A 21,814-nucleotide genomic window follows, 5' to 3' on the forward strand; every position below is an offset into this window, starting at 1 on the left:
CAGGCCCGATTCAGCCGAAGTGCTGGAAGCTGGCTGACGGGGCGGGGATCGCTTCCCCCCCGTCCGACCAGACCAGGGGGCCCTCCGGTAGGGGGCTCTCCATGTGGCCGATGCAACGGGTTCCTGGCAGCTGCTCCACCAGCGCTGCCGCCCAGGTCGGCTCCAGTGCCAGCACCAGCTCGAAATCCTCGCCCCCCCAGAGGCACCAGTCTTCGGCGGCGGCCAGGCCCTCCAGCTCCGGGGCCAGGGGAAGGGTTTGGCGCTTGATCAGGGCTGTGCAGCCACTGGCCAGCGCCAGGCAGCTCGCCGCCGCCGCCAGACCGTCGCTGCTGTCGCAGCCAGCCACGCGCCAGGGCAGCCCCACGGGCCGGCTGACGCCCAGGGCCACCACAGCATCGAAGCGGGGCACGGGCCGCCGGTGGGCACGAATGGCCCGCTCCTGCACGGCCGGCGCCAAAGCCGGTAGGGCCTCGCCCCGCAGCACCGCCAGGCCCAGGCGGCTCAGACCATGGGCGCCGGTGCACACCAGCTGATCGCCCGGTTGGGCGTCGCGGCGGCGGATCGGCCCGCCGTGGTCGACCGGGAGCCTGCCGATCGCGGTGATCGCCAGTAGCCGCTGGCGGCCGCCGCTGCAGTCGCCCCCCAGCAGCACGCCCCCATGGGCGCCCAGCAGCTGCGTCAGGCCGGCGTAGGCCTCCTCCACCCACTGCCAGGGGGTGTCCCCCGGGGCCACCAGACCCACGGTGAGCCCCACGGCATCACGGCAGCCCATGGCCGCCAGGTCGGAGAGGTTGGCGGCGGCGGCCCGCCAGCCCACATCCCAGGCGCCCATCGTGGCGGCGCTGAAATGGACGTCCTCCACCAGCACGTCCGTGTTCAGCACCAGCTGAAGATCCCCCCCGCCGGTCGGGCCGAGCAGGGCCGGACCCAGCAGGGCGGCATCGTCGCCGAACTGGCCCAGGGGGGCGAAGGCGCCGAGGCACCGGATCAGCTCCGTTTCTCCCAGCTCCGCCAGGGTTGGCCCCTCAGGCATGGGGGCGCAGGTTGTCGGCTCCTTCGATCACCGTCGCCTTGACGATGCCGTCATCGGCGGTGAGCTCCTCGAGCACATCCAGACCATCCACCACGTAGCCGAAGGCGGCATAGCGCCCATCGATCAGGTTGAGGCCGGCGGGTGTGAGTTCCGGCTCAAACAGGAACAGGAAGAACTGGGAGGAGCCGTCGCCCAGGGCTTCGTCGGAGTGGGCCCATCCCAGGGTCCCCTTGCTGGCGAAGGGCAGCACCGGTTCGGCCTTGAACATCCCCAGGTCCTCGAAGGTCTGGTTGTAGAAGGGGGCTTCTTCGCCGGGCACCTTGATCTCCAGGGGCACCTGGCGTTCCTGCTTGGTGGCCGGATCCACGTAGCCCGTCAGCGGGCCGGCGGGATCACCGGTCTGCAGCACGTAAAAGTCTTCGGCGCGGTTGAAGGGCAGGCCGTCGTAGAAGCCGCGCTGGGCCAGATCGACGAAGGCGCCGGCGGTGAGGGGCGCGTTGTAACCGTCCACGACGGTGATCAGGTCGCCTTTGGTGGTGGTCAGCCGCACGCTGGCGCGGCCGAGCAGCCGCGGCAGTGCATCGAACTCAGACGGGATGGCGAAGGGGAACTCCCCCACCAGCAGACCTTCGGCGCGGCCGATGGCGGCCAGGGCTTCCCGGCGGGCCGCCAGGAACCCGTCCCGGTCCTGGGCTTCGCCGGCGGCGGCCAGATCCTGCAGATGGGTGGCGGCGTCGGTGAGCAGGGCCTCGGCGGTGGCCCGGTCGGCGGGCTCGAAGCTGGCCAGGATCCGCTCCCGGCTGTTGCCCAGCTGGGACTCGGCCCGGCGCACGGAGCCGGTGAGGCTGGTCCAGCGCTTGGCCCGCAGGTCGTCGCTGGTGTCCTCCAGCCGGTGCTGCAGCTTCTGAAGATCGCCCTGGTCGATGGGCAGGGCGTTACGCAGCAGGGCGGTGGGGTCGCTGACGGCGTTGCCCTGGGGCAGGTAGGCCCAGGCGGCGGGGACCGCCAGCAGCAGGGTGAGCAGGAGGGCCAGGCTGGCCCCCAGCGTGGTGGTGAACCCGATGGGCCTGCGTCGCCGGTCCATGCTTCCCTTGTGACTGCCTGGACTTTGGCACAAACGGCCCTGGCCTCCCCTGCCACGGCTCGCAGGCGTGCCTGTAGCCAGACGTACAATCCCCCGATCCGATCCGCCGGAATGATCTCCAGCAACGACTTTCGTACCGGCACAACCATCGAACTGGATGGCCAGGTCTGGCGCGTTGTCGAGTTCCTGCACGTCAAGCCCGGCAAGGGCTCGGCCTTCGTGCGCACCAAGCTCAAGGGCGTGCAGAGCGGCAACGTGGTGGAGAAGACCTTCCGCGCCGGGGAGACCATGCCCCAGGCCCAGCTGGAGAAGGCGACGCTCCAGCACACTTACATGGAAGGCGACGATTACGTCTTCATGGACATGGCCTCCTACGAGGAGACCCGTCTGACCGCCAAGCAGATCGGTGACGGACGCAAATACCTCAAGGAAGGCATGGAGGTGAGCGTGGTCTCCTGGAACGGCAAGCCCCTTGAGGTGGAGCTGCCCAATTCGGTGGTGCTCGAAGTCACCCAGACCGATCCCGGCGTCAAGGGCGACACCGCCACCGGCGGCACCAAGCCCGCCATTGTCGAGACCGGCGCCCAGGTGATGGTGCCCCTGTTCATCACCATCGGCGAGAAGATCAAGGTCGACACCCGTACCGACAGTTATCTGGGCCGGGAGTCCTGATCGCCATGCAGCTCGATCACGACCAACTGCGCCAGTTGCTGGCCCTGCTCGGGGACAGCGACATCCAGGAGCTCAAGCTCGAAGGCGACGATTTCCGACTGGAGGTGCGCCGCAACCTGCCGTCGCCGGCACCGGCGACGGTCACCATGGTGCAGGCCCCGGCCGGGCCGGCTCCGCTCGCCCCCATGCCCGTCGCCCCGGTGGGTGCCGCCCCCGGTCCCTCGGCGCCACCGCCACCGGCCGCCTCGGTGAGGAGCGACCTTCAGGCCGTCACCGCCCCGATGGTGGGCACGTTCTACCGCTCCTCGGCACCGGGTGAGGCCCCCTTTGTGGAGGTTGGCAGCCGCATCAGCGCCGGCCAGCCGGTCTGCATCCTCGAAGCCATGAAGCTGATGAACGAGCTGGAGTGTGAGTTCAGCGGCGAAGTGGTGGAGATCCTGGTGGAGAACGGCACCCCGGTGGAATTCGGTCAGGTGCTGATGCGGATCAAGGCGGCCTAGCCCAGCTCCCAGGCGGTGCGGATCGCCGCCGCCATGCTGTCGGCCCGGGCCACGCCCCGGCCGGCGATTCCGAAGGCGGTGCCGTGGTCGGGGGAGGTGCGCAGGAAGGGCAGCCCCAGGGTGGTGTTGACGGCGGCGTCGAAGGCCAGCAGCTTCACGGGGATCAGACCCTGATCGTGATAGAGCGCCAGATAGCCGTCCGCCCCGGCGCCTTCTCCTTTCCAGGCCGCTGCCGCCTCCAACCAGCAGGTGTCCGGCGGCACGGGCCCCTCCAGCCGCACCTCCGGATGCAGGCTCTGCCACCGCTGCAGGGTGGCGATCAGCCAGTCCTGCTCCTCCCGGCCCAGATGCCCCCCTTCGCCGGCATGGGGGTTGAGGCCGGCCACCACCAGCCGTGGCTGGCCCTCGAACCGACGGCAGAAGGCCAGCAGGGCCTCCAATCGCCGGCTCACCAGCTCCGGAGTGAGCCGGCCGCTCACCTCGGCCAGGGGGATGTGGGTGGTGGCCAGCAGGGTGTTGAGCCGCCAGCCGCCGCCGGGCGCCAGGGCGGTGAACAGCATGCCGGCGTCGGTGCTGCCGGTGAGTTCCGCCAGCCGCTCCGTCTGGCCGGGATAGGCATGGCCGGCTGCCTGCCAGCTGGCCTTGGCGATCGGGGCGGTCACCAGGGTCCGGCCGCCGCCGGCCGCCACCAGCGCCACGGCCCGGGTCAGCCAGGCGAAACTCGCGGCGCCGGCGGCAGCGCTGCTGACCCCCGGGACGACCGGCTGCTCCAGCGGCACGTCCTCCAGGCTGAAGTCGTCGGGGTCGGCCAGGGGCGTGTTGCTGCACGCCAGCAATCGACGGTGGCAGTCGCGCAGCCAGCGGCCGCAGCCCACCAGCACCACCTCCTGGCCGGCGGGGCGCGGCTGGGCGAGGGCCTTGAGGGTCACCTCGGCGCCGATGCCGGCGGGATCCCCCAGGGCGATGACAAGGCGATCCGCTGTAGTTTTCATGCGATCGGGGGTTGTCGGGGTCGGTCCATGGTCCGCTTGCTGCTACTGGGTGCGCTGCTGCTGGGGGGAGGGGTCGCTTTCCGCAACGAATGGGTCGTGGTGGACTGGCAGAAGATGGGCAAGGACACGGGAATCTCCAAGCTGATCGACCCCTCGATCTTCGGCGCTCAGAAGAAGTCCTCTGAACAAGACGACAAGCCCTCCCGGTAGGTGGGATAGAGCAGGCGGTAGCCGAGATCCTCCCGGAGCCTTCGGCTGCTGGTGCGTCGATTCTCGCTCCAGAAGCTGCGGGCCATCGGTCCCATGCTGGGCGCCACGTCGGCGTAGCGCTGCACGTCCGGCAGCTTGCAGCCCAGCAGGTGGGCGGCCAGGCCCAGGATCTCGCTGGAGGGGCACGGGAAGGTGTCCGCCAGGATCAGGGTGTCGGGTCTGGCCTGGGGCGGCAGGGCGATGGTGTGCAGCACAGCCCCGACGATGTCGTCGACATGTACCCGGGAGAACACCTGGCCGGGCTTGTGGATCAGCCGCGCCGTGCCGTTGCGCAGGTTCAGCATCGGATTGCGGCCGGGGCCGTAGATGGCCGGCAGGCGCAGCAGCTGCACCGGCAGGCCGCTGCGGCGCCAGGCCTGCTCACAGGCCAGCCGGGCCTGGCTGCGCTCCAGCAGCGGCCGGGTGGGACTCGTCTCGTCCACCCAGGCACCATCGGTGTCGCCGTAGACCCCGGTGGTGGAGAGGTAGCCCACCCAGGCGGGATCGAGGCGCCGCAACTGGGCCTCCAGCGACTCGAGCACCGGATCCCGGCCGCCGGCATTGGGCGGGATCGTCACCAGCACATGGCTCACCCCGGCCAGGTCCGCCGGGGTGGGCAGTGCCCCCTGGTCGGGATCGAAGTGCAGCCAGCCCGGCTCGTTGGCGCTTGGGGAGGGCTGGCGGTGGGTGAGCAGCACCGGCACGCCGGCCGCCTCCAGCGCCTGGGCCACACGCCGCCCGGTGTAGCCCCCGCCGAGCACCAGCAGCCGGCCGATGGCAGCGGCGGCAGCGGCAAGGGCCGGGTGGTCGATCCGATCGGTAACGGCCACCGGGTTGACAGATTCCATCGACATCAGTACATCTGTATCACTGTCTGATCCCCATCCCGTGACCACCTCCTCGTTCCAGGCCAGTCTCCCTGTCGGCCTCGCACCGGCGCCTACCACGGGCCGTCCCCACAGCCGCCCCCTCCCCAGTGGCGGCGGCAACCGCCTGGGCTCGATGCCCCGGGCCCGGACCACCACGCCCCTGCTGCTGGCGGTTGGGCTGGTGCTCGGGGCCGTGCTGCTGGCGCCGGAGCAGCCCCGCGATCAGGAGGCTATCTGCCACCGCCACAACGGCGTGGAGGCCTGCCGGGTCTGGTGAGTCACTTCGGCCTCGGCCGCCGTGGCTGTCTCCGCTTCAACGGGCGCCACCCATTGCAGCAGCCGCAGTGCCAGGCGCAGGTCACCATCGGTCCAGGCCCGCAGGGCCATCGCCCGGCGCGGGTCGTAGAAGGGCTGGCTTCGGTACCAGGTGAAGGCATCGCTGTCGCCCTTGCGGCCGTTGCAGCCCAGGCAGGCCGGCACACAGTTTTCGGTGATGCTCTGGCCGCCGCGGCTCAGCGGATGCACGTGGTCGATGGATTCGGAGGCCTCGCCGCAATAGAGGCACCGACGGCCGGTCATCCGGTGCAGCGACTGTCGCCATCGTCGCGCTCGCAGCTTGGGGCAGAGATCTTCGAGAAAGACTCCATCCCTGGCCTGCATCAGCGCGCCTCGGTTGGCGGAAGTTTGCCCTCAGCGCCCCGGCTGTCAATGTGTTCTTGATTGCTTTTTGCCGCATTGGCCACCCCCCTGGTGCAGATGCGCCTGGGCGCCTCGGGTCTGATCGAAGTTGTCAGTCCCTTCGATGCGGTGACCCAGGCGCACCTGCGGGCGATCCGCCCCCGCGGGCAGTGGCTCAGCCGACGCGGCTGCTGGCAGTTTCCCCTCGAGGCGGCCGCCGCGTTGCAGCAGCAGTGCGCCGGCCGCTTTCCGGTCACACCGGAGTTGGAGCAGTGGTTCGCCTGGCTGTCGCAGCCCCTGCCGCCCCTGCCCCCGCACCGGGCCCTGGTGGCGGCGGCCGCCGCCGAGGAGGACATGCCCGATGGCCGCCGGTTGTTCCGCCATCAGCGGCAGGCGGTGCGCTGGTTGCTGGCCCGGCGCGGGGCTGTGCTGGCCGATGCGATGGGCCTCGGCAAGACCCTCAGTGCCCTGGTGGCCGGCCGTGCCCTGGTGCGCCTGGCCGACTGCCGGCTGGTGGTGGTGGCCCCGGCGGGGCTGCATCATCACTGGCGGCAGGAGGCGGCGGGGCTGGGTCTGCGGCTGGAGCTGCACAGCTGGGCCCGGTTGCCTGCCGAGCTGCCGGACGCCGGCACGGTGTTGATCGCCGATGAGGCCCACTTCGCCCAGACGATCCACGCCGCCCGCACCCAGGCGTTCCTGCGGCTGGCCCGCCATCCACGCCTGCGGGCGATCTGGCTGCTCACCGGTACGCCGATGAAGAATGGCCGGCCGGTCCAGCTGTTTCCCCTGCTGGCGGCCATCGGCCACCCCCTGGGAGCCGACCAGCGCCACTTTGAGGAGCGCTACTGCCAGGGGCACTGGCGCGAGCAGGGGGGGCGGCGGATCTGGCAGGCCAGCGGCGCCAGCCAGCTGGAGGAGCTGCAGCGGTTGGTGCGGCCCCTGGTGCTGCATCGGCGTAAGGGGCAGTGCCTCGACCTGCCGCCCAAGCAGCGGCTGGAGCGGCCCGTGAGCCTCGACGCCGCCGAGGCCGTGGCCTTCGAGCGGGCCCTGCAGGAGCGGATCGACGACTACCGCCGCCGGGCCTGGGCCGGTGAGGTGCGCCGCGATGCCGAAGCCCTGGCCGTGTTCACGGCCCTGCGCCAGATCGCTTCGCGCCACAAGCTGGCCGCCACCTCCGAACTGGTCGCCGACCTGCGGGACCGTGGCGAAGCGGTGGTGGTGTTCACGGCCTTCGTGGCCACCGCCCTGGCCCTGCACCGGCAGATCGGCCACGGTGACGACGGGGGGCCCCTGGTCGGCGCCGTGCCCCCGGCCCAGCGGCAGAGGCTGGTGGATGCCTTTCAGTCGGGGCGCAGCCCCGTGCTGATCGCCACTTACGGCACCGGGGGCCTGGGGTTCACCCTGCACCGGGCCAGGCACGTGGTGCTGGTCGAACGGCCCTGGACCCCGGGCGACGCCGAGCAGGCCGAAGACCGCTGCCACCGGATCGGCATGGGCGCCGCGCTCACCAGCCACTGGCTGCAACTGGGCGTCGCCGATCGACTGGTGGACGACCTGATCGCCAGCAAGGCCGAACGGATTTCCCTGCTGCTGCAGCGCCAGCGGGCCCTGCCGGCGCTGGTGCGCCAGTGGCTCGACAGCGTCTAGGGCGGCGTGACTCAGCCCCCCGCCTTGGCGGGTTCCTCCTCGGTGCAGCTGCGCTGCCGCACCTCCAGGTCCTGGCGCAGGATCGGATCCAGCTTGCCCTTGGGCGCCGCGGCGGCCAGGGTGGTGGCCTGGGCGATGTCCCGGCAGGCGGCGGCGGTGTTCCCGGCCAGGGTGTGCAGCAGGAAGCGTTCGTTCAGGGGGCCGGGATCCTTCGGGAAGGCCGCCACCACCTTGTCGCACTGCTGCAGCGCGCTGGGCAGGTCCTCCAGCTTCACGGTGCGCAGGCAGTCCTCGCGGGTGATCGGTCGCTGGGGAAGGGGCTGCTCGACGCAGCCGCCGAGCACCAGGGCCAGCAGCAGCACAAGGGGCGGTCGCCGCTGGCGCGCGGTGGGGGCGTGCACGCCGGCCCGCTCAGTTGTAACGCTCACTCCGGGTCATGCCGCTGCCACCAGCCTTACCACCGCCGACGACCGAGATGGCGGTGGGGCTGGGTTCGGGGCTGGTCGCGGAGCTGCTGGGGGTGCGCGGCGCATACAGATCGCCCAGGAACCGGCCGCAATCGGGGAAGGTGCCGGGGTTCTGAACCACGGCCTCGGTGATCATCACCGCGGCATGTTCAGGGGAGGTCTTGAACAGACCGGCGCTCTGGCGCTTGATCAGGGCATAGGAGGCCGTCCAGCTGACTTCGTGGACGTTGCCGTTGTTGCGCATGAAGCAGTACACCTGGGCGCCCTTGCCCCCGGGCCCCTCGATGTCATTGCCGGCGCGGGCGCTCTGTGCTGTGCCGGCGGTGGCGAGCAGGCCGGCTGCCGCCGCCAGGACGAGGGGGCCCAGTCGGCGAAGGAGAAAGTGGCGTGTGGCCATCGGACCGCAAGGGAAGAACGAGGTGGCCCAACGTATCGACCCCTGCGCGGCTGTCCAGGGTGGTCAGCCGCCCGGCGGGGCGGCGGCGGCGGGGAGCACCAGCTTCACCACCAGCGGCAGGATCACCAGCACGGTGATCAGCCGCACCGCATGCAGGCTGGCCACGGCCGCCCCGACGCCGAACTCCGCCCCGACCAGGCTCATGCCGCTGATGCCCCCCGGGGCCGCCCCCAGCAGGGCCACCACCGGGTCGACGCCCATCAGGCGGCTGCAGCCAAAGCCCACCACCAGACCGGTGACCACCAGGGTGACCGTGATCAGCAGCGCGGGCCGCCACAGCTGGCGCAGCTCCAGCAGGGCCGTGCCGGTGAGGCCCGTGCCGATCACCGTGCCGATGCCGATTTCCAGCAGGGTGCGGGACCCGACCGGCCACTGGGCCACCTCGAGCCGTCCGGTCACGCTGACCAGGGCGGCCCCCAGCAGGGCCCCGGCCAGCGGCGCCGCCGGGATGCCGGTGCGCAGGGCCAGCAGGCCGCCGGTGAGTCCCGCCATCAGATACAGCAACAGATGCCAGGGCTGGTGCATCGTCATGGAGCCCGATCAACAGGGCCCACTCTGGGAGATCGCTGCCGCTGATGCTTGAGGCGGCCGTCCGGGTGTGTTGTCATGCGGCACAGCCCCGTTGCTTTCCCCGCCATGGCCCCCGCCTCGGTGTCGTTCCGCATCAGCCGCAATGCTGAAGATCTCGCCGAAACCATCCATGCCCTTTCCCAGCGCCTGGTGACCCTGGAGCAGCGTCTGGCGGCGATGGAACTTCAGGCGTCGAACCAGGCCCGCCCGGAGCCGGAAGAACTGGCCAGCCTCGACAACGTCGAGCGTCTGCTGCAGGACTGCCGCCATCTGCTGGAGATCGGCGTCAGCTCCGAGGCACCCCCTGTGGTCGCCAGCATCGACGACGTTCCCTACCCTTCCGCCGCCTGAGGCCGCGCATCCCCCTGGTCAGGGGTGTCAAAATGAAAAGAAAGGTGGTCATGGCCTTCCCCACTTCCCCTTACCAGTCTTCTTCCAACAACCTGCATGGGCAAGGTGCCGCCTCTCGCGCGGCCATCCCTGCCCCCCACTGCCAGTTACGCCGCCACTCCCAGGAGGAAGGTGATCACCAGCTCGAGAAGCTGGAGTTCGCCCTCGCCGTTGCCCTCACCCGCGGCGATCAGCAGCGCTCCGACCAGCTGCGCTCCCAGATCGCAGCCCTGGGTGGGAATCAGGAAGAACCGGGCACCTGAACAGCCCGGGCGACAACCATGGGGGGGAGATCATTCAAAACCTCCCCAATCATTTCTTTTTTGTGCCAGAGGCCTCCTGATGGCTCTGGACCATATGTTGTGCAGTAAGATCCCAAAACGAAGGGGACTGTTGGATGCCAACGGACCCGTTGTGAATGTCTTTGATAGTGCGACATCCTCGCCGGCCATGATTGTCTTCAACCCGACTGCCCCCGTCACCTTGACGCTGGACCCTCCACTGCGTGCAAGGTCCAGCGTCTCGCCGCTGTCCGATCCCACCGCTCGCCAGCGCCTGCTGCTCCAGGCGGCCACCCTCAACGAACAGGCGCGTGCGGCGGCCACCGGAGGTGATCTGGAAGGCTCGGCGCGGGCGATCCTGGAGGCCCTTGATTGTGAGCGGCGTGCCGGTGGCCTTGGTCTGCAGGTGCTCCAGCTGATCAAGCCTCGCGCCTGAGCGCGCTTGTTCAGCCCCTTGGAGGCATCGCTCTTGCCCACGTTGTCGGGCGGGAGAACCACCTGTGCATCCGTTGGCGCCGCCACACCACCACAAGGGCCGGCCGTTTTGCCCCGGTACCGCCAATGGAGCTGAATGGGGCTCCTGAGCAACATCGACGCGAGTTTCAATCGATTGGAGTGCAAGCAGAGACAGGGCCTTAATCGGTGTCACAGCGACGTCTTGGCTCGTGCTGCTTGATGCAGACCATGAGGAAAGTCCGCAAGCTCGCTGCTTTTCAAGTCTTCTTTTTGTTAAGGCTTTGCCAAGCGGGTGACCGGATTCGAACCGGCGACGTTCAGCTTGGGAAGCTGACATTCTACCACTGAATTACACCCGCATTTGATCACACTAGCAAGGCTCTGGGCGGCTTTCGGGCGCCCAGAGCCACTGCACCGCCTGTCAGGGCTTGCTGGGGGCCGCTGGAGCCGGCTCCTCGCACTGCACCGCCGCGGAGAGCGCCCTGCGGGCGGCAATCACGGCCAGGGCCTTGGGCTTCAGCTCATTGGCGGCCTGTTCAAGCGTCTGTGTCTTGTTGGCGGAGGCTGTGGCCACCTCCCCACGGAAGCCTTCAAGCACCTTGCGGAAGGCCTCCACCCGCAGTTTCTGCAGCTGGTTCTCCGAGGTCTGCAGGGCCGCGATCGACTGCTCCAGCTTCTGCTGGGCCGCCTTGGCTTCACCCACGGTGGAGGTGGGTGTCAGGGCGGCCACCTGCTCCAGGGCCTGATTCACCGTGGTCAGCTCGGTGCAGATCCTGGCTTCGGTCTTCTTGGTCTGCTGGGAAAGGTCGGCGCGCTGGCAACCGGCCGTCGCCAGACCCAGGCAGAGGGCGGCAGCAAGGGGAAGGTGCCTGTGGGCAGCAAGGTTCATGGCGTCAAAAGCGTCCACCATGAACCTAATTCGGCCCTCGCCACCCCGCCGTCTGGGCGTTCAGCCGGCCAGGGCCGCCGCCGCCGCCGCCACGCCAGCTCCGGTGGGCACCTTGGCCAGGCCCAGGTCCTGCAGGGTGGCCTCGATGGCCGCCACGGCGGTGAGCACGTCGCGGTCGCAGACGAAGCCCAGGTGGCCGATGCGGAACACCTTGCCCTTGAGGTGGTCCTGGCCGCCGGCCAGCAGGATGTCGAAACGCTCCTTGACGTGCTTGCGCAGGACCTCGGCATCGATGCCTTCCGGGGCCACCGCCGTGATCGCCGGGCTGCCATGGCCCTCGGCCGCGTAGAGCGGCAGGCCGATCGCCTTCATCGCCGCCTGGGTGGCGCGCCGATGGCGATCGTGGCGGGCGAAGATCGCCTGCAGGCCCTCCTTCTGCATCATCCCCAGGGCGGCCTCAAGGGCGAAGTAGAGATTGATCGCCGGAGTGAACGGGTTGCTGTCGTCGTCGGCGGCTTTGCGGTACTTGCCCAGATCCAGATAGAACTTGGGCAGATCGGAGCGCTCGTAGGCCGTCCAGGCCCGCTCGCTCATGGCCACGAAGCTCAGGCCGGGCGGCATCATGTAGCCCTTCTGGGAGCCGGAGCCCACCACGTCCACGCCCCAGGCGTCCATGGGCACGTCGCAGGCCCCCAGGCTGGTGACGCAGTCGGCGATCGTGAGCGCCGTGCCGTGGGCTTTCACATGGCCGGCGATGGCCTGCAGGTCGTTGATCACCCCGGTGGAGGTTTCCGAGTGGGTGAGGATCACGCCCCGGATCTCCTTGGCGGTGTCGGCCTCAAGGGCGGCGCGGAAGGCCTCCGGATCGAGGGGCTGGCCCCATTCCGCCTTGATCACCTCGACGCGCAGCCCGTAGGCCTTCGCCACCTTCACCCAGCGTTCGCCGAACTTGCCGTTGTCGCCGCAGAGCACCTTGTCGCCGCGGCTGAGGGTGTTCACGATCGCCGCCTCCATCGCCGCGGTGCCGCTGCCGGTGAGCACCAGCACGTGGCCCTTGGTCTGGTGCAGCCACTGCAGCTGCTCGGTGGTACGCCGCACGATCTTCTGGAAATCGCCGCTGCGGTGGCCGATCGGATGGCGGGCCATGGCCTGCAGGACGGTCTCCGGCACCGGGGTGGGGCCGGGGATCATCAGAGTGAGCTTGTCCTGCATGAGCGGTGGGGAATGAAGGAGCGCGGGCCCGGCGAAGGCAAGGCGATCGACCACCATAAAAAACAGCGTTCCCGCCGGCCATCGATTCCCTGCGCCCCCCCTCCGCGCCCCCGCGGGGATTCACCCTGCCGGTGTGGCTGGCGGCGGCGGCCCGCGCCGCCCTCGGGGCTTTGCAAGGGGAGCCCTTCAACGCCGCCGTGCCCCTGGAACTCCTGCAGCCGCAGGGGGTGGTAGCGATCCCGGTGCGGGCCGCCGCGCCGCTGGGGGATGGTCTGGCCCTGGGGGAGAGCTGCTGTGATCCGGGCGAGGGGCTGGACCTCACCCGTGGGCTGGTGGTCTGGGTGCTGGCCCGCTGGCTCCCCGGCGACGGGCCCTGGCTCCAGCTGGAGCCAGGCGAGGGGGTGGGGGTCCACGCGGCGACCGGGGAGGCCTGCCTCTCTGCCTATGCCCAGCAGCTGCTGGAGGCGAACCTGCGACCCCTGCTGCCGGCCGGCCGCCGACTGGGGCTCACCCTGGTGCTCCCCGACGGCCGCCGTCTGGCGGAGCGCACCAGCAATGCGGCTTTCGGGGTGGTGGAGGGGCTGGCCCTGATCGGCACCCAGGCCGAGGTGCAGGCGGGCGCCGATCCGGACCAGCTCAGCCGCACCCTGGCCGAGCTGGCCGGGCGGGTGGCCGCGCCGGGATTCGACGGCGACCTGGTGCTGGTGATCGGCGAGAACGGTCTCGATCTGGCCCCGCGGCTGGGACTGCCGCCGCAGCTGCTGCTCAAGGCGGGCAACTGGCTCGGGCCGGTGCTGGTGGCGGCCGCCGAAGCGGGGGTGCAACGGCTGCTGCTGTTCGGCTACCAGGGCAAGCTGATCAAGCTGGCCGGCGGCATCTTCCACACCCACCACCACCTGGCCGATGGCCGCGCCGAGGTGCTCACCGCCCTGGCCGCCCTGGAGGGGGCCACCGGATCCACGCTCGAAGCCCTGCATGGGGCCGCCACGGTGGAGGCCGCCCTGGCTGGCCTGGAGCAGCACGATCCCGACCTGGCCGCGCGCCTGCGGGCGCGCATCGCCGCCAGCATCGAAAGTCGTTGCCAGGCCTACCTGGCCAGCCATGGCGCCCCGCCGGTCGCGGTGGGGGCTGCCCTGTTCGACCGCGGCCGCCAGGTGAGGGTCTGCGGTCCGGTGGGGGTGGAGCTGATGGAGCGTTTCAGGGGCGCGACCTAGGGTGCAGGCACCGATACCGGGCCCTGGCCCTGCCCGCCTTCGAGCCGATGTCCCAAACGCCGCAGACCGCTCCATCGGGTTCGGATCGGGACCATGCCAGCGGTTCCAGCCGTCCCCCGGCCATCGTCATCCTGGATTTCGGTTCCCAGTACTCCGAGTTGATTGCCCGCCGGGTGCGGGAAACGGAGGTGTTCTCCCTGGTGATGGGCTACGCCACCACCGCCGCGGAACTCAAGGCCCTGGCTCCGAAAGGGATCATCCTCAGCGGGGGGCCGAGCTCTGTGTACGAAGAGGGTGCGCCCTCCTGCGACCCGGGCCTCTGGGAGCTGGGTATCCCTGTGTTGGGGGTCTGCTACGGCATGCAGCTGATGGTGCAGCAACTGGGCGGATCGGTGGTCGCGGCCGGCCGGGCTGAATACGGCAAGGCGCCGCTCCATGTCGACGACCCGGTCGATCTGCTCACCAACGTCGCCAGTGGCTCGACGATGTGGATGAGCCATGGTGATTCGGTGGAGGCGCTGCCGGACGGCTTCGTGCGCCTCGCCCACACCGACAACACCCCCGAGGCTGCGGTGGCCGACCATGCCCGCCGCCTGTACGGGGTGCAGTTCCATCCCGAGGTGGTGCATTCCACCTGCGGCATGGTGATGATCCGCAACTTCGTTTATCACATCTGCGGCTGCATCCCCGACTGGACCACGGCCGCCTTCATCGACGAGGCCATCGGCGAGGTGCGCGCCCAGGTGGGCGAGAAGCGGGTGCTGCTGGCCCTCTCGGGCGGGGTCGATTCCTCCACCCTGGCCTTCCTGCTGCACCAGGCAATCGGTGATCGCCTCACCTGCATGTTCATCGACCAGGGCTTCATGCGCAAAGGCGAGCCGGAGTTCCTGATGGAGTTCTTCGATCACCAGTTCCACATCAACGTGGAATACATCAATGCCCGTGAACGCTTCATCTCCAAGCTCGCCGGCATCACCGACCCGGAAGAGAAGCGCAAAATCATCGGCACCGAGTTCATCCGGGTGTTCGAGGAGGAAAGCCGCCGCCTCGGCCCCTTCGACTATCTGGCCCAGGGCACGCTGTATCCGGATGTGATCGAATCGGCCGGCACCAACGTCGACCCCAAGACCGGCGAACGGGTGGCGGTGAAGATCAAGAGCCACCACAACGTGGGCGGCCTGCCCAAGGATCTGCAGTTCAAGCTGGTGGAACCGCTGCGCCGCCTGTTCAAGGATGAGGTGCGCAAGGTGGGCCGCAGCCTGGGGCTGCCCCAGGAGATCGTCGGGCGCCACCCGTTCCCGGGCCCCGGCCTGGCGATCCGCATCCTGGGGGAGGTCACCGACGACAAGCTCGACATCCTGCGGGACGCCGATCTGATCGTGCGCGAGGAGGTGCGAGACGCCGGCCTTTACGACGAGATCTGGCAAGCCTTCGCCGTGCTGCTGCCGGTGCGCAGCGTCGGGGTGATGGGTGACAAGCGCACCTACGCCTATCCGATCGTGCTGCGCTGCGTTTCCTCCGAGGACGGCATGACCGCCGACTGGTCGCGCCTGCCCTACGACCTGCTGGAGCTGATCTCCAACCGCATCGTCAACGAGGTGCGGGGGGTGAACCGGGTGGTGCTCGACATCACCAGCAAGCCCCCCGGCACGATCGAGTGGGAGTAGGCGGGTCCCCAGGCTGGCCCCAGGGGGCCAACTTCGATAACGTCGGCGCCCGGCCTTTGCTCCGTGCCTTCCGTCTCCCCCGTCGTCGCTGGCAGCCCTGCCGGGGCTGAGCACGACCCCCAGCTGCACCGCCGTCTGCAGCAGGACAGCATCCTGCTGGCCGGCAAGACCGTTTTCCTCAATCCCTTCCTTTACTGGCGTCGGTTCGATGCCAACACCGACCGCTGGCTGCGGGAGCCCGGCCAGCTGCCGGAGGAGCAGATCCTCAGCAACCGCCTGCGCTTCTATCCCGAACTCGACTGGGAGGGGCTGGATCCTGCTGACCTGGCGGTGAAGGAGGGGGCGGTGGAGATGTTTCTCAAGAGCCTGGAGCTGATCAGCACCTTCAACCCCGACCTCAGCGCCGGCCACCTGCTGGAGGTGGAGCGCAAGATGGCCGTCACCAAGAAGAAGGCCTTCGAGCGCTGGGTGGCACGGGCCCTCGACCGGCGCGGCAAGGAAAGCCTGCGGGAGCGGCGCCGCTTCGACCGTGACCGCCTGCTGCGGGGCTGGATGGAGTGGCTCTCCCTCGAGGGCACCCGCCAGGCGCTGCTGCCCTTCAGCGTCCTGCTGGTGCTGGCCGTCGCCGGTGGCTGGTGGCTCGGCAGCACCCGCTTCTGCAGCCAGGTGATCGTCGATCCCGGGGTGCAGCGTCCCGCACCCTGAAGCGAGCCGTTCGGCACGTCAGACTGACAGGGCTGGTCCCGTTGGCGACGTCATGGCTGCCGATCCTCTCGATTCCCTGCGTCTGGCCCTGATGCAGGACGTGCTGCCGTTGGGATTGGCGGTGGTGGAGCGGGCCCGTAAGGGGGGACCGGCCGAAGTGCTTGCCGCCTTCAACGGCACCAGTGCCGATCCCCTCGCCCAGCTGCGCCAGGAGGGTGAACCCGCGGCCAGCCAGGTGCGGGAGAACCTCGACCGCTTCCAGCCCGGTCTGGGCAACCCGGTGATGAAGGTGGAGGTGCGCGACGTCGCCGCCGAGGACGCCCAGGTCGTCAGCGGGCCCGAGGCGGCCCCTCCCGCCTGGGACATCCCAGCCCCGCCCACCCCCGCCGACCCGGCCGAACTGCTGGCCGCCCTGGGGCGCATCGAGGAGCGGCTGGCCCTGCTCCAGAGCCGGATCGCCTGATGGTCCGCGCTGTCGGCGGCGGGGTCGGCCCTTCCACCACCCGCCACACCGGGACGGGGCACCAGGCCGCCCTCCTGCTCTCGGTCATGCTGCTGATCCTGGCGGCGATCCTCGGCCGGCTGGCCTGGCTGCAGCTGCTGCATGGGGCTGAGAACCGGGCCATGGCCGACGAGAACCGGATCCGGCTGCTGCCGCGCAACCCCGTGCGGGGGCGCCTGCTGGATCGCAAGGGCCGGGTGCTGGCCACCAATCGCCTCACCTACAACCTGTACCTTCAGCCCCTCCAGGTCGACGACCGCCGCTGGCCCGAGCTGCGCGACCGGCTCGCTGGCCTGCTGGGGATCCCCGCCGACCGGCTGGAGGCCCAGCGCCGGAGCGGCGCCAACGCCGAGGGCTTCCGCATCCCGCTGGCGCTCTCGCTCACGCCCGTGCAGGTGCTGCGCTTCCGGGAGCAGGCCGGCCGCCTGCAGGGGGCGGAGGTGTCCGAGGACGTGCTGCGGGCCTACCCCGACGGCAGCCTGGGGGCCCATGTGATGGGCTACACCAGCAGCATCACCGAGGAGGAGTACGCCGCCCTCAAGGATCACGGCTACCGCATCAGCGACCGCATCGGCCGCAGCGGGCTGGAGAAGGTCTACGAAACCCACCTGCGTGGCGAGTGGGGCGGACAGCAGCTGGAGGTGAATGCCGAGGGCCAGGTGCAGCGCGTGCTGGGGGACAAGCCCGCCAAGGCCGGCAAGGATCTGCGCCTCACCCTCGATCTCGACCTGCAGCGGGCCGCCGAGAAGGCCCTCGACGGGGTGCGCAAGGGGGCGATCGTGGCGATGGACCCCCAGACCGGGGCCGTGCGGGCCATGGCCAGCCGGCCCAACTTCGATCCCAACATCTTCTCCGACGGCCCCACCACCGCCCAGTGGAACAGCCTCAACCGGCCGGAGGCGCCGATGCTGAACCGGGCCTTCCAGGGCTTCCCTCCGGCCAGCACCTTCAAGATCGTCACCACCATCGCCGGCATCGAGTCCGGCAAGCTCAACGAGAACTCCACCGTGCCGACGGTGGGCTCCTTCTGCTACTACGGCCAGTGCTACGCCGACCATGGCTCCTTCGGCAGCATCGGCTTCCCCTTCGCCCTCGGGGTGAGCAGCAACAGCTTCTTCTACAAGGTGGGGCTGATGGTCGGTCCGGACGAGCTGTTCAAGGCCGCCCGCCGCCTGGGCTACGGCAGCCGCACCGGCAGTGAGCTGGCGGCCGAGGAATCCCCTGGACTGCTGGGGGATCCGGCCTGGAAGAAGGAGGTGCTGGGCGAACCCTGGACCCCGGTCGATACGATCACCTCCTCCATCGGCCAGGGCGCGGTGACCGTCACCCCGCTGCAGATGGCCCGCCTCTACGCGGCCGTGGCCAATGGCGGCTGGCTGGTGACGCCCCACCTGGTGGAGCGCGACTACCCCCGCAAGTGGCTGGGGCTAAAGCCGGCCACCCTGCGGGTGCTGCATGCCGGCCTGCGCCAGGCGGTCACCACCGGCACGGCCACCATCCTCAACGACCCCAGCCTGCCGCCGGTGGCCGGCAAGACCGGCACCGCCGAGGACCCCCCCCGTCCCGACCACGCCTGGTTCGGCGGCTATGCCCCGGCCACCGCCAAGCCCACCCTGGTGATCGTCGCCTTCGGCGAGAACTCCGGTGGGTACGGCGGCACTGTGGCGGCGCCGATGGTGAAGGCGCTGATGACCGTCTGGTTCCGGGGGGTGAAGCCGCCGGCGCCGCTCAAGGCGGGCTGATCGGCTTCTGGTGCAGCTTTAGGCGACCTGCTGCAGCCGGCCCCGGTTGAGCACCTGGCGGTAGTAGCCCTGGAGCTGGGCGGTGGCGCTGGGCCAGCCCCAGCGTTCGGCCTCTTCGCGGGCGGCCAGGCGCAGCTGGCGGCGGGCGGCCGGGTCGCCCAGCAGCCGTTCGACGGCCGTCGGCAGGCTGGCGGGCTGGTCGGGGTCGTACAGGCAGCCGTTGACGCCATCACTGACGATGTCGGGGATGCCGCCCCGGTTGGCCCCCACCACCGGACAGCCGGCGGCCATGGCCTCGAGCAGCACCAGGCCGAGGGTTTCCGTGCTGGAGGGGAACAGGAAGGCATCACCGCTGGCATAGGCCGAGGCCAGCTCTTCGCCGGCCAGGTAGCCCACGAAGGTGGTGGCGGTGCCCTCGAAATGGCGCTCCAGCTGCTGGCGGTGGGGACCGTCCCCCACCAGGGCCAGGCGGGTCTGGGGCATCGCTTCCAGCACCGGCCGGATCCGGTCGATCTGCTTCTCCGCCGAGAGCCGGCCGATGTACAGCAGCAGGTGGCCGGTGTCGTCATGGCCGCCGTGCAGCCGCTGGCGCATGGCGGCGGAGGCCAGTTCGGGGCGGAACAGGTCGGTGTCCACGCCGCGCTGCCAGAGGGCCGTGTGCTGGATGCCCCGGGAGGCCAGCTCCTCCACCATGGCGGTGGAAGTGCAGAGATTGAGCTGGGCCTGGTTGTGGGCGGCCTTGAGCAGTTCCCACAACAGGGGCTCCAGCATCCCCATGCCGTAGTGCTCCAGGTACTTGGGCAGGTGGGTGTGGTAGCTGGCCACCAGCGGCAGGCCGCGGCTGCGGGCCAGCCAGATGCCCCCCAGGCCGAGCACGGCGGGGTTGACCACGTGGACCAGATCGGGACCGAAGCGATCCAGGGCTTCGGAGACCGCCGGCCGCGGCAGGGCCAGTTTCAGCTCGGGGTAGAGGGGCAGCGGCAGCGCCGGCACCCCCACCACCCGGGCGCCCATGTAGGTGTCGGGAGCCCCCTCGGGGCAGAAGATCAGCACCTCATCGCCGGCCGCCACCAGTTGCTGCACCGTCTTGGTGAGCCGCGTGACGATGCCATCCACCTTCGGAAGGAAGGTTTCCGTGAAAAAGGCGATCTTCACAGGCGGGTGATCAGGCGAAGGCCTTGATCGCTTCGGCCTGGCGCTGGGTCCAGGCCGAGACGCAGGGGATCTTGGAGCGGTCGCAGCGGTCGGCCCAGCGGCGGGCCACGTCCACCACCTCCGCCAGAAGGCCGTCATCGAGGGTCGTGGGCTTGAGGCCCAGCTCGATGAAGCAGCGGTTGTCGACGATCAGATCGTTCTCGATCGCCTCCTTGCGGGGGTTGGGCAGGTAGTTGATCTCGGCGTCGGTGAGGGCCGCCACCTTGCGGGCCAGTTCGCCCACCTGGTGGCTCTCGGTCATCTGGTTGAAGATCTTCACCTTCTCGCCGGGCTCGGGGGGGTGCTCCAGGGCCAGCTGGACGCAGCGCACCGAATCGCGGATGTGGATGAAGGCCCGCGTCTGGCCGCCGGTGCCGTGCACGGTGAGGGGGTAGCCGATCGCGGCCTGCATCAGGAAGCGATTCAGCACCGTGCCGTAGTCGCCGTCGTAGTCGAAGCGGTTGGTGAGCCGCGGATCCCGTTGGGTGAGGTCGGTGTTGGTGCCCCAGACGATGCCCTGGTGCAGGTCGGTGACCCGGATCGCGTCGTTCTTGTTGTAGTAGAAGAACAGCAGCTGATCCAGCGTCTTGGTCATGTGATAGACGCTGCCCGGATCCGTGGGGTGCAGGATCTTCTCGGTGAAGCAGGTGCCGTCGGGCTGGGGCACCTCCACCGTGAGGTAGCCCTCCGGAATCGTGGCGCCGCGGTGCGATCCGTAGCCGTAGACGCCCATGGTGCCGAGGTGCACGATGTGGACATCAAGGCCGCTGTCGACAATGGCCGCCAGCAGGTTGTGGGTGCCGTTGACGTTGTTATCGACGGTGTAGCGCTTGGTGGCGCTGCTCTTCATCGAGTAAGGGGCGGCCCGCTGCTCGGCGAAGTGGACGATGGCCGAGGGGCGCTCGCTGCGCAGCAACTCCACCAGCCGGTCGTACTCCCGGGCGATGTCGAGGTGCACGAAGGTCATCGTGCGGCCGCCCACCTGGTCCCAGGCCCGCAGGCGGTCCTGGATGGTGGAGATCGGCGTCAGCGACTCGACGCCCAGGTCGATGTCGATCTTGCGCCGACTGAGGTTGTCGACGATGACAACGTCATGTCCGGCTTCGGCCAGGTTCACGGCACAGGGCCAACCACAGAAGCCGTCGCCGCCGAGAACGAGAACCTTCACCCCAGACTCCTGAACGAGCGGTTGCTCAGACGGGCAAGCTACTACAGGCCTCAGATGGCCCTCCGGTCTCAGCTGATGCCGGCCGCCACTGCCACCATCACGGCCACCAGCACCAGGCCGCCGATCAGCAGCATCCGGTTGGCGCCGCTGGTCTCCCCCTGCTCCTGGAGCACCATGCGGGGCTCCTTGGCAAAGGCATTCAGCTTGCCGCCGTCTTCTTCGGTGACTTGCATGGCTGGGGAATCGGTGTGCGGCAAACCCTATGGAGGGCTGCCTGGATCAGTTGGATCGTCAATGGTTCGTCACACGACCCTCCAGCGGTGAACTGGCCCTGGCGTCGGCCCGCTGGGGCAGTCGGCCCGCCAGCAGGGCGGTGCGGCCGGCTTCGGTGGCCAGGGCCATCGCCCGTGCCATCGCCGCCGGATCTCCCGCCAGGGCGATGGCGCTGTTGATCAACAGGGCGTCGGCGCCCATCTCCATCGCCTGGGCGGCTTCGCTGGGCACCCCGAGGCCCGCATCCACCACCACCGGGATGCTGGCGCTTTCGATGATCAGGGCGATGTTGGCGGCGTTGCGGATGCCCTGGCCCGAACCGATCGGCGATCCCAGCGGCATCACCGTGGCGCACCCTGCCTCCTCCAGCCGCTTGGCCAGCAGGGGATCGGCGTTGATGTAGGGCAACACGGCAAAACCCTCCTTCACCAGCTGTTCGGCGGCCTCGAGGGTGCCGAAGGGGTCGGGCAGCAGGTGGCGGGAATCGGGGATCACCTCCAGCTTCACGAAGTTGTTGTCCTCCTGGCCCGCGAGCCGTGCCAGCTCCCGGCCCAGCCGGGCCACCCGCACCGCCTCCTCGGCGGTGGCGCAGCCGGCCGTGTTGGGCAGCATCCAGATCCGGCTCCAGTCGATCGCCTCCATCAGCCCGCCGTGGCCCGGGGCACCGCTCTGGACCCGCCGGACTGCCACGGTGACGATCTCGCAGCCGCTGGCCTCCAGGCTGGCCTGCATGGCCTCCAGGCTTGGGTACTTGCCGGTGCCGGTCATCAGACGGCTGCGGAAGCGGCGGCCGGCGATCACCAGATCGTCGTGGGAGGCAGGGGGGACGATGGCGGTCAAGGTCGGAAGCCGGCGGCGGACGGGCGCATCCCGATTAGTCTGCCCTTTGCCCACGAGACCCAC

At 69.7% G+C, this 21,814-nt stretch carries 27 protein-coding genes and 1 tRNA gene; 13 read left to right on the forward strand and 15 right to left on the reverse strand.

The window, feature by feature from the left end; genetic code table 11:
• Positions 1 to 10: 10 nt before the first annotated feature.
• On the reverse strand, positions 11 to 1,033 hold the full coding sequence (gene thiL, locus KUG43_RS05960) for a thiamine-phosphate kinase (RefSeq protein ID WP_216907094.1): 1,023 nt from the start codon (positions 1,031 to 1,033) through the stop codon (positions 11 to 13).
• Complete coding sequence (locus KUG43_RS05965) at positions 1,026 to 2,117, reverse strand: peptidylprolyl isomerase (RefSeq protein WP_216907096.1); 1,092 nt, start codon at positions 2,115 to 2,117, stop codon at positions 1,026 to 1,028. The genes thiL and KUG43_RS05965 overlap by 8 nt, the downstream gene beginning before the upstream one ends.
• Before the next feature lie 111 nt (positions 2,118 to 2,228).
• Between KUG43_RS05965 and efp the strand changes: the two genes are divergently transcribed.
• Both efp and accB read left to right on the forward strand, forming a co-directional pair.
• Positions 2,229 to 2,789: an elongation factor P gene (gene efp / locus KUG43_RS05970; RefSeq protein WP_216907098.1), complete on the forward strand. Its 561-nt coding sequence runs from the start codon at positions 2,229 to 2,231 to the stop codon at positions 2,787 to 2,789.
• 5 nt (positions 2,790 to 2,794) lie between these two features.
• Positions 2,795 to 3,289, forward strand: a complete 495-nt coding sequence (gene accB, locus KUG43_RS05975; RefSeq protein WP_216907100.1) for an acetyl-CoA carboxylase biotin carboxyl carrier protein — start codon at positions 2,795 to 2,797, stop codon at positions 3,287 to 3,289.
• On the opposite strand, the gene pdxA is transcribed toward accB, so the two are convergent.
• Positions 3,286 to 4,281, reverse strand: a complete 996-nt coding sequence (pdxA, locus tag KUG43_RS05980; protein WP_216907102.1) for a 4-hydroxythreonine-4-phosphate dehydrogenase PdxA — start codon at positions 4,279 to 4,281, stop codon at positions 3,286 to 3,288. The two genes, accB and pdxA, sit on opposite strands and share 4 nt — an antisense overlap.
• Positions 4,282 to 4,308: 27 nt before the next feature.
• Between pdxA and KUG43_RS05985 the strand changes: the two genes are divergently transcribed.
• On the forward strand, positions 4,309 to 4,491 hold the full coding sequence (locus tag KUG43_RS05985) for a hypothetical protein (RefSeq protein ID WP_216907104.1): 183 nt from the start codon (positions 4,309 to 4,311) through the stop codon (positions 4,489 to 4,491).
• On the opposite strand, the gene KUG43_RS05990 is transcribed toward KUG43_RS05985, so the two are convergent.
• Complete coding sequence (locus KUG43_RS05990) at positions 4,449 to 5,384, reverse strand: SDR family oxidoreductase (RefSeq protein ID WP_216907106.1); 936 nt, start codon at positions 5,382 to 5,384, stop codon at positions 4,449 to 4,451. The two genes, KUG43_RS05985 and KUG43_RS05990, sit on opposite strands and share 43 nt — an antisense overlap.
• Before the next feature lie 34 nt (positions 5,385 to 5,418).
• Here KUG43_RS05990 and KUG43_RS05995 point away from each other — a divergent pair, with 34 nt between their 5' ends.
• Positions 5,419 to 5,676 carry a hypothetical protein gene (locus KUG43_RS05995; protein ID WP_216907314.1) on the forward strand — a complete coding sequence of 86 codons (258 nt, stop codon included), beginning with the start codon at positions 5,419 to 5,421 and terminating at the stop codon, positions 5,674 to 5,676.
• On the opposite strand, the gene KUG43_RS06000 is transcribed toward KUG43_RS05995, so the two are convergent.
• Positions 5,622 to 6,059, reverse strand: coding sequence for an HNH endonuclease (locus KUG43_RS06000; protein WP_216907108.1), 438 nt, complete (start codon positions 6,057 to 6,059; stop codon positions 5,622 to 5,624). The two genes, KUG43_RS05995 and KUG43_RS06000, sit on opposite strands and share 55 nt — an antisense overlap.
• Before the next feature lie 96 nt (positions 6,060 to 6,155).
• Here KUG43_RS06000 and KUG43_RS06005 point away from each other — a divergent pair, with 96 nt between their 5' ends.
• Positions 6,156 to 7,724, forward strand: a complete 1,569-nt coding sequence (locus tag KUG43_RS06005) for a DEAD/DEAH box helicase (protein ID WP_216907293.1) — start codon at positions 6,156 to 6,158, stop codon at positions 7,722 to 7,724.
• A gap of 11 nt (positions 7,725 to 7,735) precedes the next feature.
• Here the strand turns inward: KUG43_RS06005 and KUG43_RS06010 are convergent, their stop codons facing one another.
• The 3 genes from KUG43_RS06010 to KUG43_RS06020 all read right to left on the reverse strand — a co-directional run bounded on the left by KUG43_RS06010 (position 7,736) and on the right by KUG43_RS06020 (position 9,173).
• Complete coding sequence (locus tag KUG43_RS06010; RefSeq protein ID WP_216907316.1) at positions 7,736 to 8,152, reverse strand: hypothetical protein; 417 nt, start codon at positions 8,150 to 8,152, stop codon at positions 7,736 to 7,738.
• Entirely contained in the window at positions 8,136 to 8,588 is a 453-nt protein-coding gene (locus tag KUG43_RS06015; protein ID WP_216907110.1) for a DUF6554 family protein, read from the reverse strand. The genes KUG43_RS06010 and KUG43_RS06015 overlap by 17 nt, the downstream gene beginning before the upstream one ends.
• A 63-nt stretch (positions 8,589 to 8,651) precedes the next feature.
• On the reverse strand, positions 8,652 to 9,173 hold the full coding sequence (locus tag KUG43_RS06020; RefSeq protein WP_216907295.1) for an AbrB family transcriptional regulator: 522 nt from the start codon (positions 9,171 to 9,173) through the stop codon (positions 8,652 to 8,654).
• Positions 9,174 to 9,284: 111 nt separating this feature from the next.
• Here KUG43_RS06020 and KUG43_RS06025 point away from each other — a divergent pair, with 111 nt between their 5' ends.
• From KUG43_RS06025 to KUG43_RS06035, 3 genes are all read left to right on the forward strand, one after another.
• Complete coding sequence (locus tag KUG43_RS06025; protein ID WP_216907112.1) at positions 9,285 to 9,569, forward strand: hypothetical protein; 285 nt, start codon at positions 9,285 to 9,287, stop codon at positions 9,567 to 9,569.
• Between the two features lie 50 nt (positions 9,570 to 9,619).
• On the forward strand, positions 9,620 to 9,871 hold the full coding sequence (locus KUG43_RS06030) for a DUF8683 family protein (RefSeq protein WP_216907318.1): 252 nt from the start codon (positions 9,620 to 9,622) through the stop codon (positions 9,869 to 9,871).
• A 220-nt stretch (positions 9,872 to 10,091) separates the two neighbouring features.
• Positions 10,092 to 10,325, forward strand: coding sequence for a hypothetical protein (locus KUG43_RS06035; RefSeq protein ID WP_216907320.1), 234 nt, complete (start codon positions 10,092 to 10,094; stop codon positions 10,323 to 10,325).
• Between the two features lie 307 nt (positions 10,326 to 10,632).
• Here KUG43_RS06035 and KUG43_RS06040 read toward each other — a convergent pair.
• The 3 genes from KUG43_RS06040 to KUG43_RS06050 form a co-directional block, all read right to left on the reverse strand.
• A tRNA-Gly gene (locus tag KUG43_RS06040) sits at positions 10,633 to 10,704 on the reverse strand.
• 62 nt (positions 10,705 to 10,766) lie between these two features.
• Positions 10,767 to 11,234, reverse strand: a complete 468-nt coding sequence (locus KUG43_RS06045; protein ID WP_216907114.1) for a hypothetical protein — start codon at positions 11,232 to 11,234, stop codon at positions 10,767 to 10,769.
• A gap of 60 nt (positions 11,235 to 11,294) precedes the next feature.
• Positions 11,295 to 12,446 (reverse strand): pyridoxal-phosphate-dependent aminotransferase family protein, encoded by a 1,152-nt coding sequence (locus KUG43_RS06050; RefSeq protein WP_216907116.1) that lies wholly within the window; start codon positions 12,444 to 12,446, stop codon positions 11,295 to 11,297.
• Between the two features lie 80 nt (positions 12,447 to 12,526).
• On the opposite strand from KUG43_RS06050, the gene cbiD reads away from it, so the two are divergent.
• From cbiD to mrdA, 5 genes are all read left to right on the forward strand, one after another.
• Positions 12,527 to 13,660: a cobalt-precorrin-5B (C(1))-methyltransferase CbiD gene (cbiD, locus tag KUG43_RS06055; RefSeq protein ID WP_216907297.1), complete on the forward strand. Its 1,134-nt coding sequence runs from the start codon at positions 12,527 to 12,529 to the stop codon at positions 13,658 to 13,660.
• A 47-nt stretch (positions 13,661 to 13,707) separates the two neighbouring features.
• A complete protein-coding gene (gene guaA, locus KUG43_RS06060; RefSeq protein ID WP_286194435.1) occupies positions 13,708 to 15,327 on the forward strand; it encodes a glutamine-hydrolyzing GMP synthase in 1,620 nt (539 codons plus the stop codon).
• Between the two features lie 63 nt (positions 15,328 to 15,390).
• Positions 15,391 to 16,032: a DUF8672 family protein gene (locus KUG43_RS06065; RefSeq protein WP_353617942.1), complete on the forward strand. Its 642-nt coding sequence runs from the start codon at positions 15,391 to 15,393 to the stop codon at positions 16,030 to 16,032.
• Positions 16,033 to 16,084: 52 nt separating this feature from the next.
• Positions 16,085 to 16,495: a hypothetical protein gene (locus KUG43_RS06070; protein WP_216907125.1), complete on the forward strand. Its 411-nt coding sequence runs from the start codon at positions 16,085 to 16,087 to the stop codon at positions 16,493 to 16,495.
• Entirely contained in the window at positions 16,495 to 18,276 is a 1,782-nt protein-coding gene (gene mrdA / locus KUG43_RS06075) for a penicillin-binding protein 2 (RefSeq protein WP_216907127.1), read from the forward strand. Before KUG43_RS06070 ends, mrdA begins: the two co-directional genes overlap by 1 nt.
• 18 nt (positions 18,277 to 18,294) lie before the next feature.
• Here the strand turns inward: mrdA and KUG43_RS06080 are convergent, their stop codons facing one another.
• The 4 genes from KUG43_RS06080 to KUG43_RS06095 all read right to left on the reverse strand — a co-directional run bounded on the left by KUG43_RS06080 (position 18,295) and on the right by KUG43_RS06095 (position 21,751).
• The gene (locus tag KUG43_RS06080) at positions 18,295 to 19,431 is read right to left on the reverse strand and encodes a glycosyltransferase family 4 protein (protein ID WP_216907129.1); all 1,137 of its coding nucleotides are present in this window, start codon (positions 19,429 to 19,431) and stop codon (positions 18,295 to 18,297) included.
• Positions 19,432 to 19,441: 10 nt separating this feature from the next.
• A complete protein-coding gene (locus tag KUG43_RS06085) occupies positions 19,442 to 20,638 on the reverse strand; it encodes an NAD-dependent epimerase/dehydratase family protein (protein WP_216907131.1) in 1,197 nt (398 codons plus the stop codon).
• Between the two features lie 68 nt (positions 20,639 to 20,706).
• Positions 20,707 to 20,871 (reverse strand): photosystem II assembly protein Psb34, encoded by a 165-nt coding sequence (gene psb34, locus KUG43_RS06090; protein WP_015109856.1) that lies wholly within the window; start codon positions 20,869 to 20,871, stop codon positions 20,707 to 20,709.
• A gap of 58 nt (positions 20,872 to 20,929) precedes the next feature.
• Positions 20,930 to 21,751, reverse strand: a complete 822-nt coding sequence (locus tag KUG43_RS06095) for a thiazole synthase (RefSeq protein WP_216907133.1) — start codon at positions 21,749 to 21,751, stop codon at positions 20,930 to 20,932.
• Positions 21,752 to 21,814 lie beyond the last annotated feature (63 nt).

The sequence above is a fragment of the Synechococcus sp. CCY 0621 genome, assembly GCF_019038465.1.
Classification (GTDB): Bacteria; Cyanobacteriota; Cyanobacteriia; order PCC-6307; family Cyanobiaceae; genus Cyanobium.

Coding starts and splice junctions, on each gene's coding strand:
- pdxA (WP_216907102.1), bottom strand. CDS start 4,281: ATGAAAACTACAGCGGATCGCCTTGTCATCGCCCTGGGGGATCCCGCC.
- accB (WP_216907100.1), top strand. CDS start 2,795: ATGCAGCTCGATCACGACCAACTGCGCCAGTTGCTGGCCCTGCTCGGG.
- KUG43_RS05985 (WP_216907104.1), top strand. CDS start 4,309: ATGGTCCGCTTGCTGCTACTGGGTGCGCTGCTGCTGGGGGGAGGGGTC.
- KUG43_RS06050 (WP_216907116.1), bottom strand. CDS start 12,446: ATGCAGGACAAGCTCACTCTGATGATCCCCGGCCCCACCCCGGTGCCG.
- KUG43_RS06030 (WP_216907318.1), top strand. CDS start 9,620: ATGGCCTTCCCCACTTCCCCTTACCAGTCTTCTTCCAACAACCTGCAT.
- KUG43_RS06005 (WP_216907293.1), top strand. CDS start 6,156: ATGCGCCTGGGCGCCTCGGGTCTGATCGAAGTTGTCAGTCCCTTCGAT.
- guaA (WP_286194435.1), top strand. CDS start 13,708: ATGTCCCAAACGCCGCAGACCGCTCCATCGGGTTCGGATCGGGACCAT.
- KUG43_RS06015 (WP_216907110.1), bottom strand. CDS start 8,588: ATGGCCACACGCCACTTTCTCCTTCGCCGACTGGGCCCCCTCGTCCTG.
- KUG43_RS06020 (WP_216907295.1), bottom strand. CDS start 9,173: ATGCACCAGCCCTGGCATCTGTTGCTGTATCTGATGGCGGGACTCACC.
- KUG43_RS06025 (WP_216907112.1), top strand. CDS start 9,285: ATGGCCCCCGCCTCGGTGTCGTTCCGCATCAGCCGCAATGCTGAAGAT.
- thiL (WP_216907094.1), bottom strand. CDS start 1,033: ATGCCTGAGGGGCCAACCCTGGCGGAGCTGGGAGAAACGGAGCTGATC.
- KUG43_RS06070 (WP_216907125.1), top strand. CDS start 16,085: ATGGCTGCCGATCCTCTCGATTCCCTGCGTCTGGCCCTGATGCAGGAC.
- mrdA (WP_216907127.1), top strand. CDS start 16,495: ATGGTCCGCGCTGTCGGCGGCGGGGTCGGCCCTTCCACCACCCGCCAC.
- KUG43_RS06000 (WP_216907108.1), bottom strand. CDS start 6,059: ATGCAGGCCAGGGATGGAGTCTTTCTCGAAGATCTCTGCCCCAAGCTG.
- KUG43_RS06045 (WP_216907114.1), bottom strand. CDS start 11,234: ATGAACCTTGCTGCCCACAGGCACCTTCCCCTTGCTGCCGCCCTCTGC.
- efp (WP_216907098.1), top strand. CDS start 2,229: ATGATCTCCAGCAACGACTTTCGTACCGGCACAACCATCGAACTGGAT.
- KUG43_RS05965 (WP_216907096.1), bottom strand. CDS start 2,117: ATGGACCGGCGACGCAGGCCCATCGGGTTCACCACCACGCTGGGGGCC.
- KUG43_RS05990 (WP_216907106.1), bottom strand. CDS start 5,384: ATGTCGATGGAATCTGTCAACCCGGTGGCCGTTACCGATCGGATCGAC.
- psb34 (WP_015109856.1), bottom strand. CDS start 20,871: ATGCAAGTCACCGAAGAAGACGGCGGCAAGCTGAATGCCTTTGCCAAG.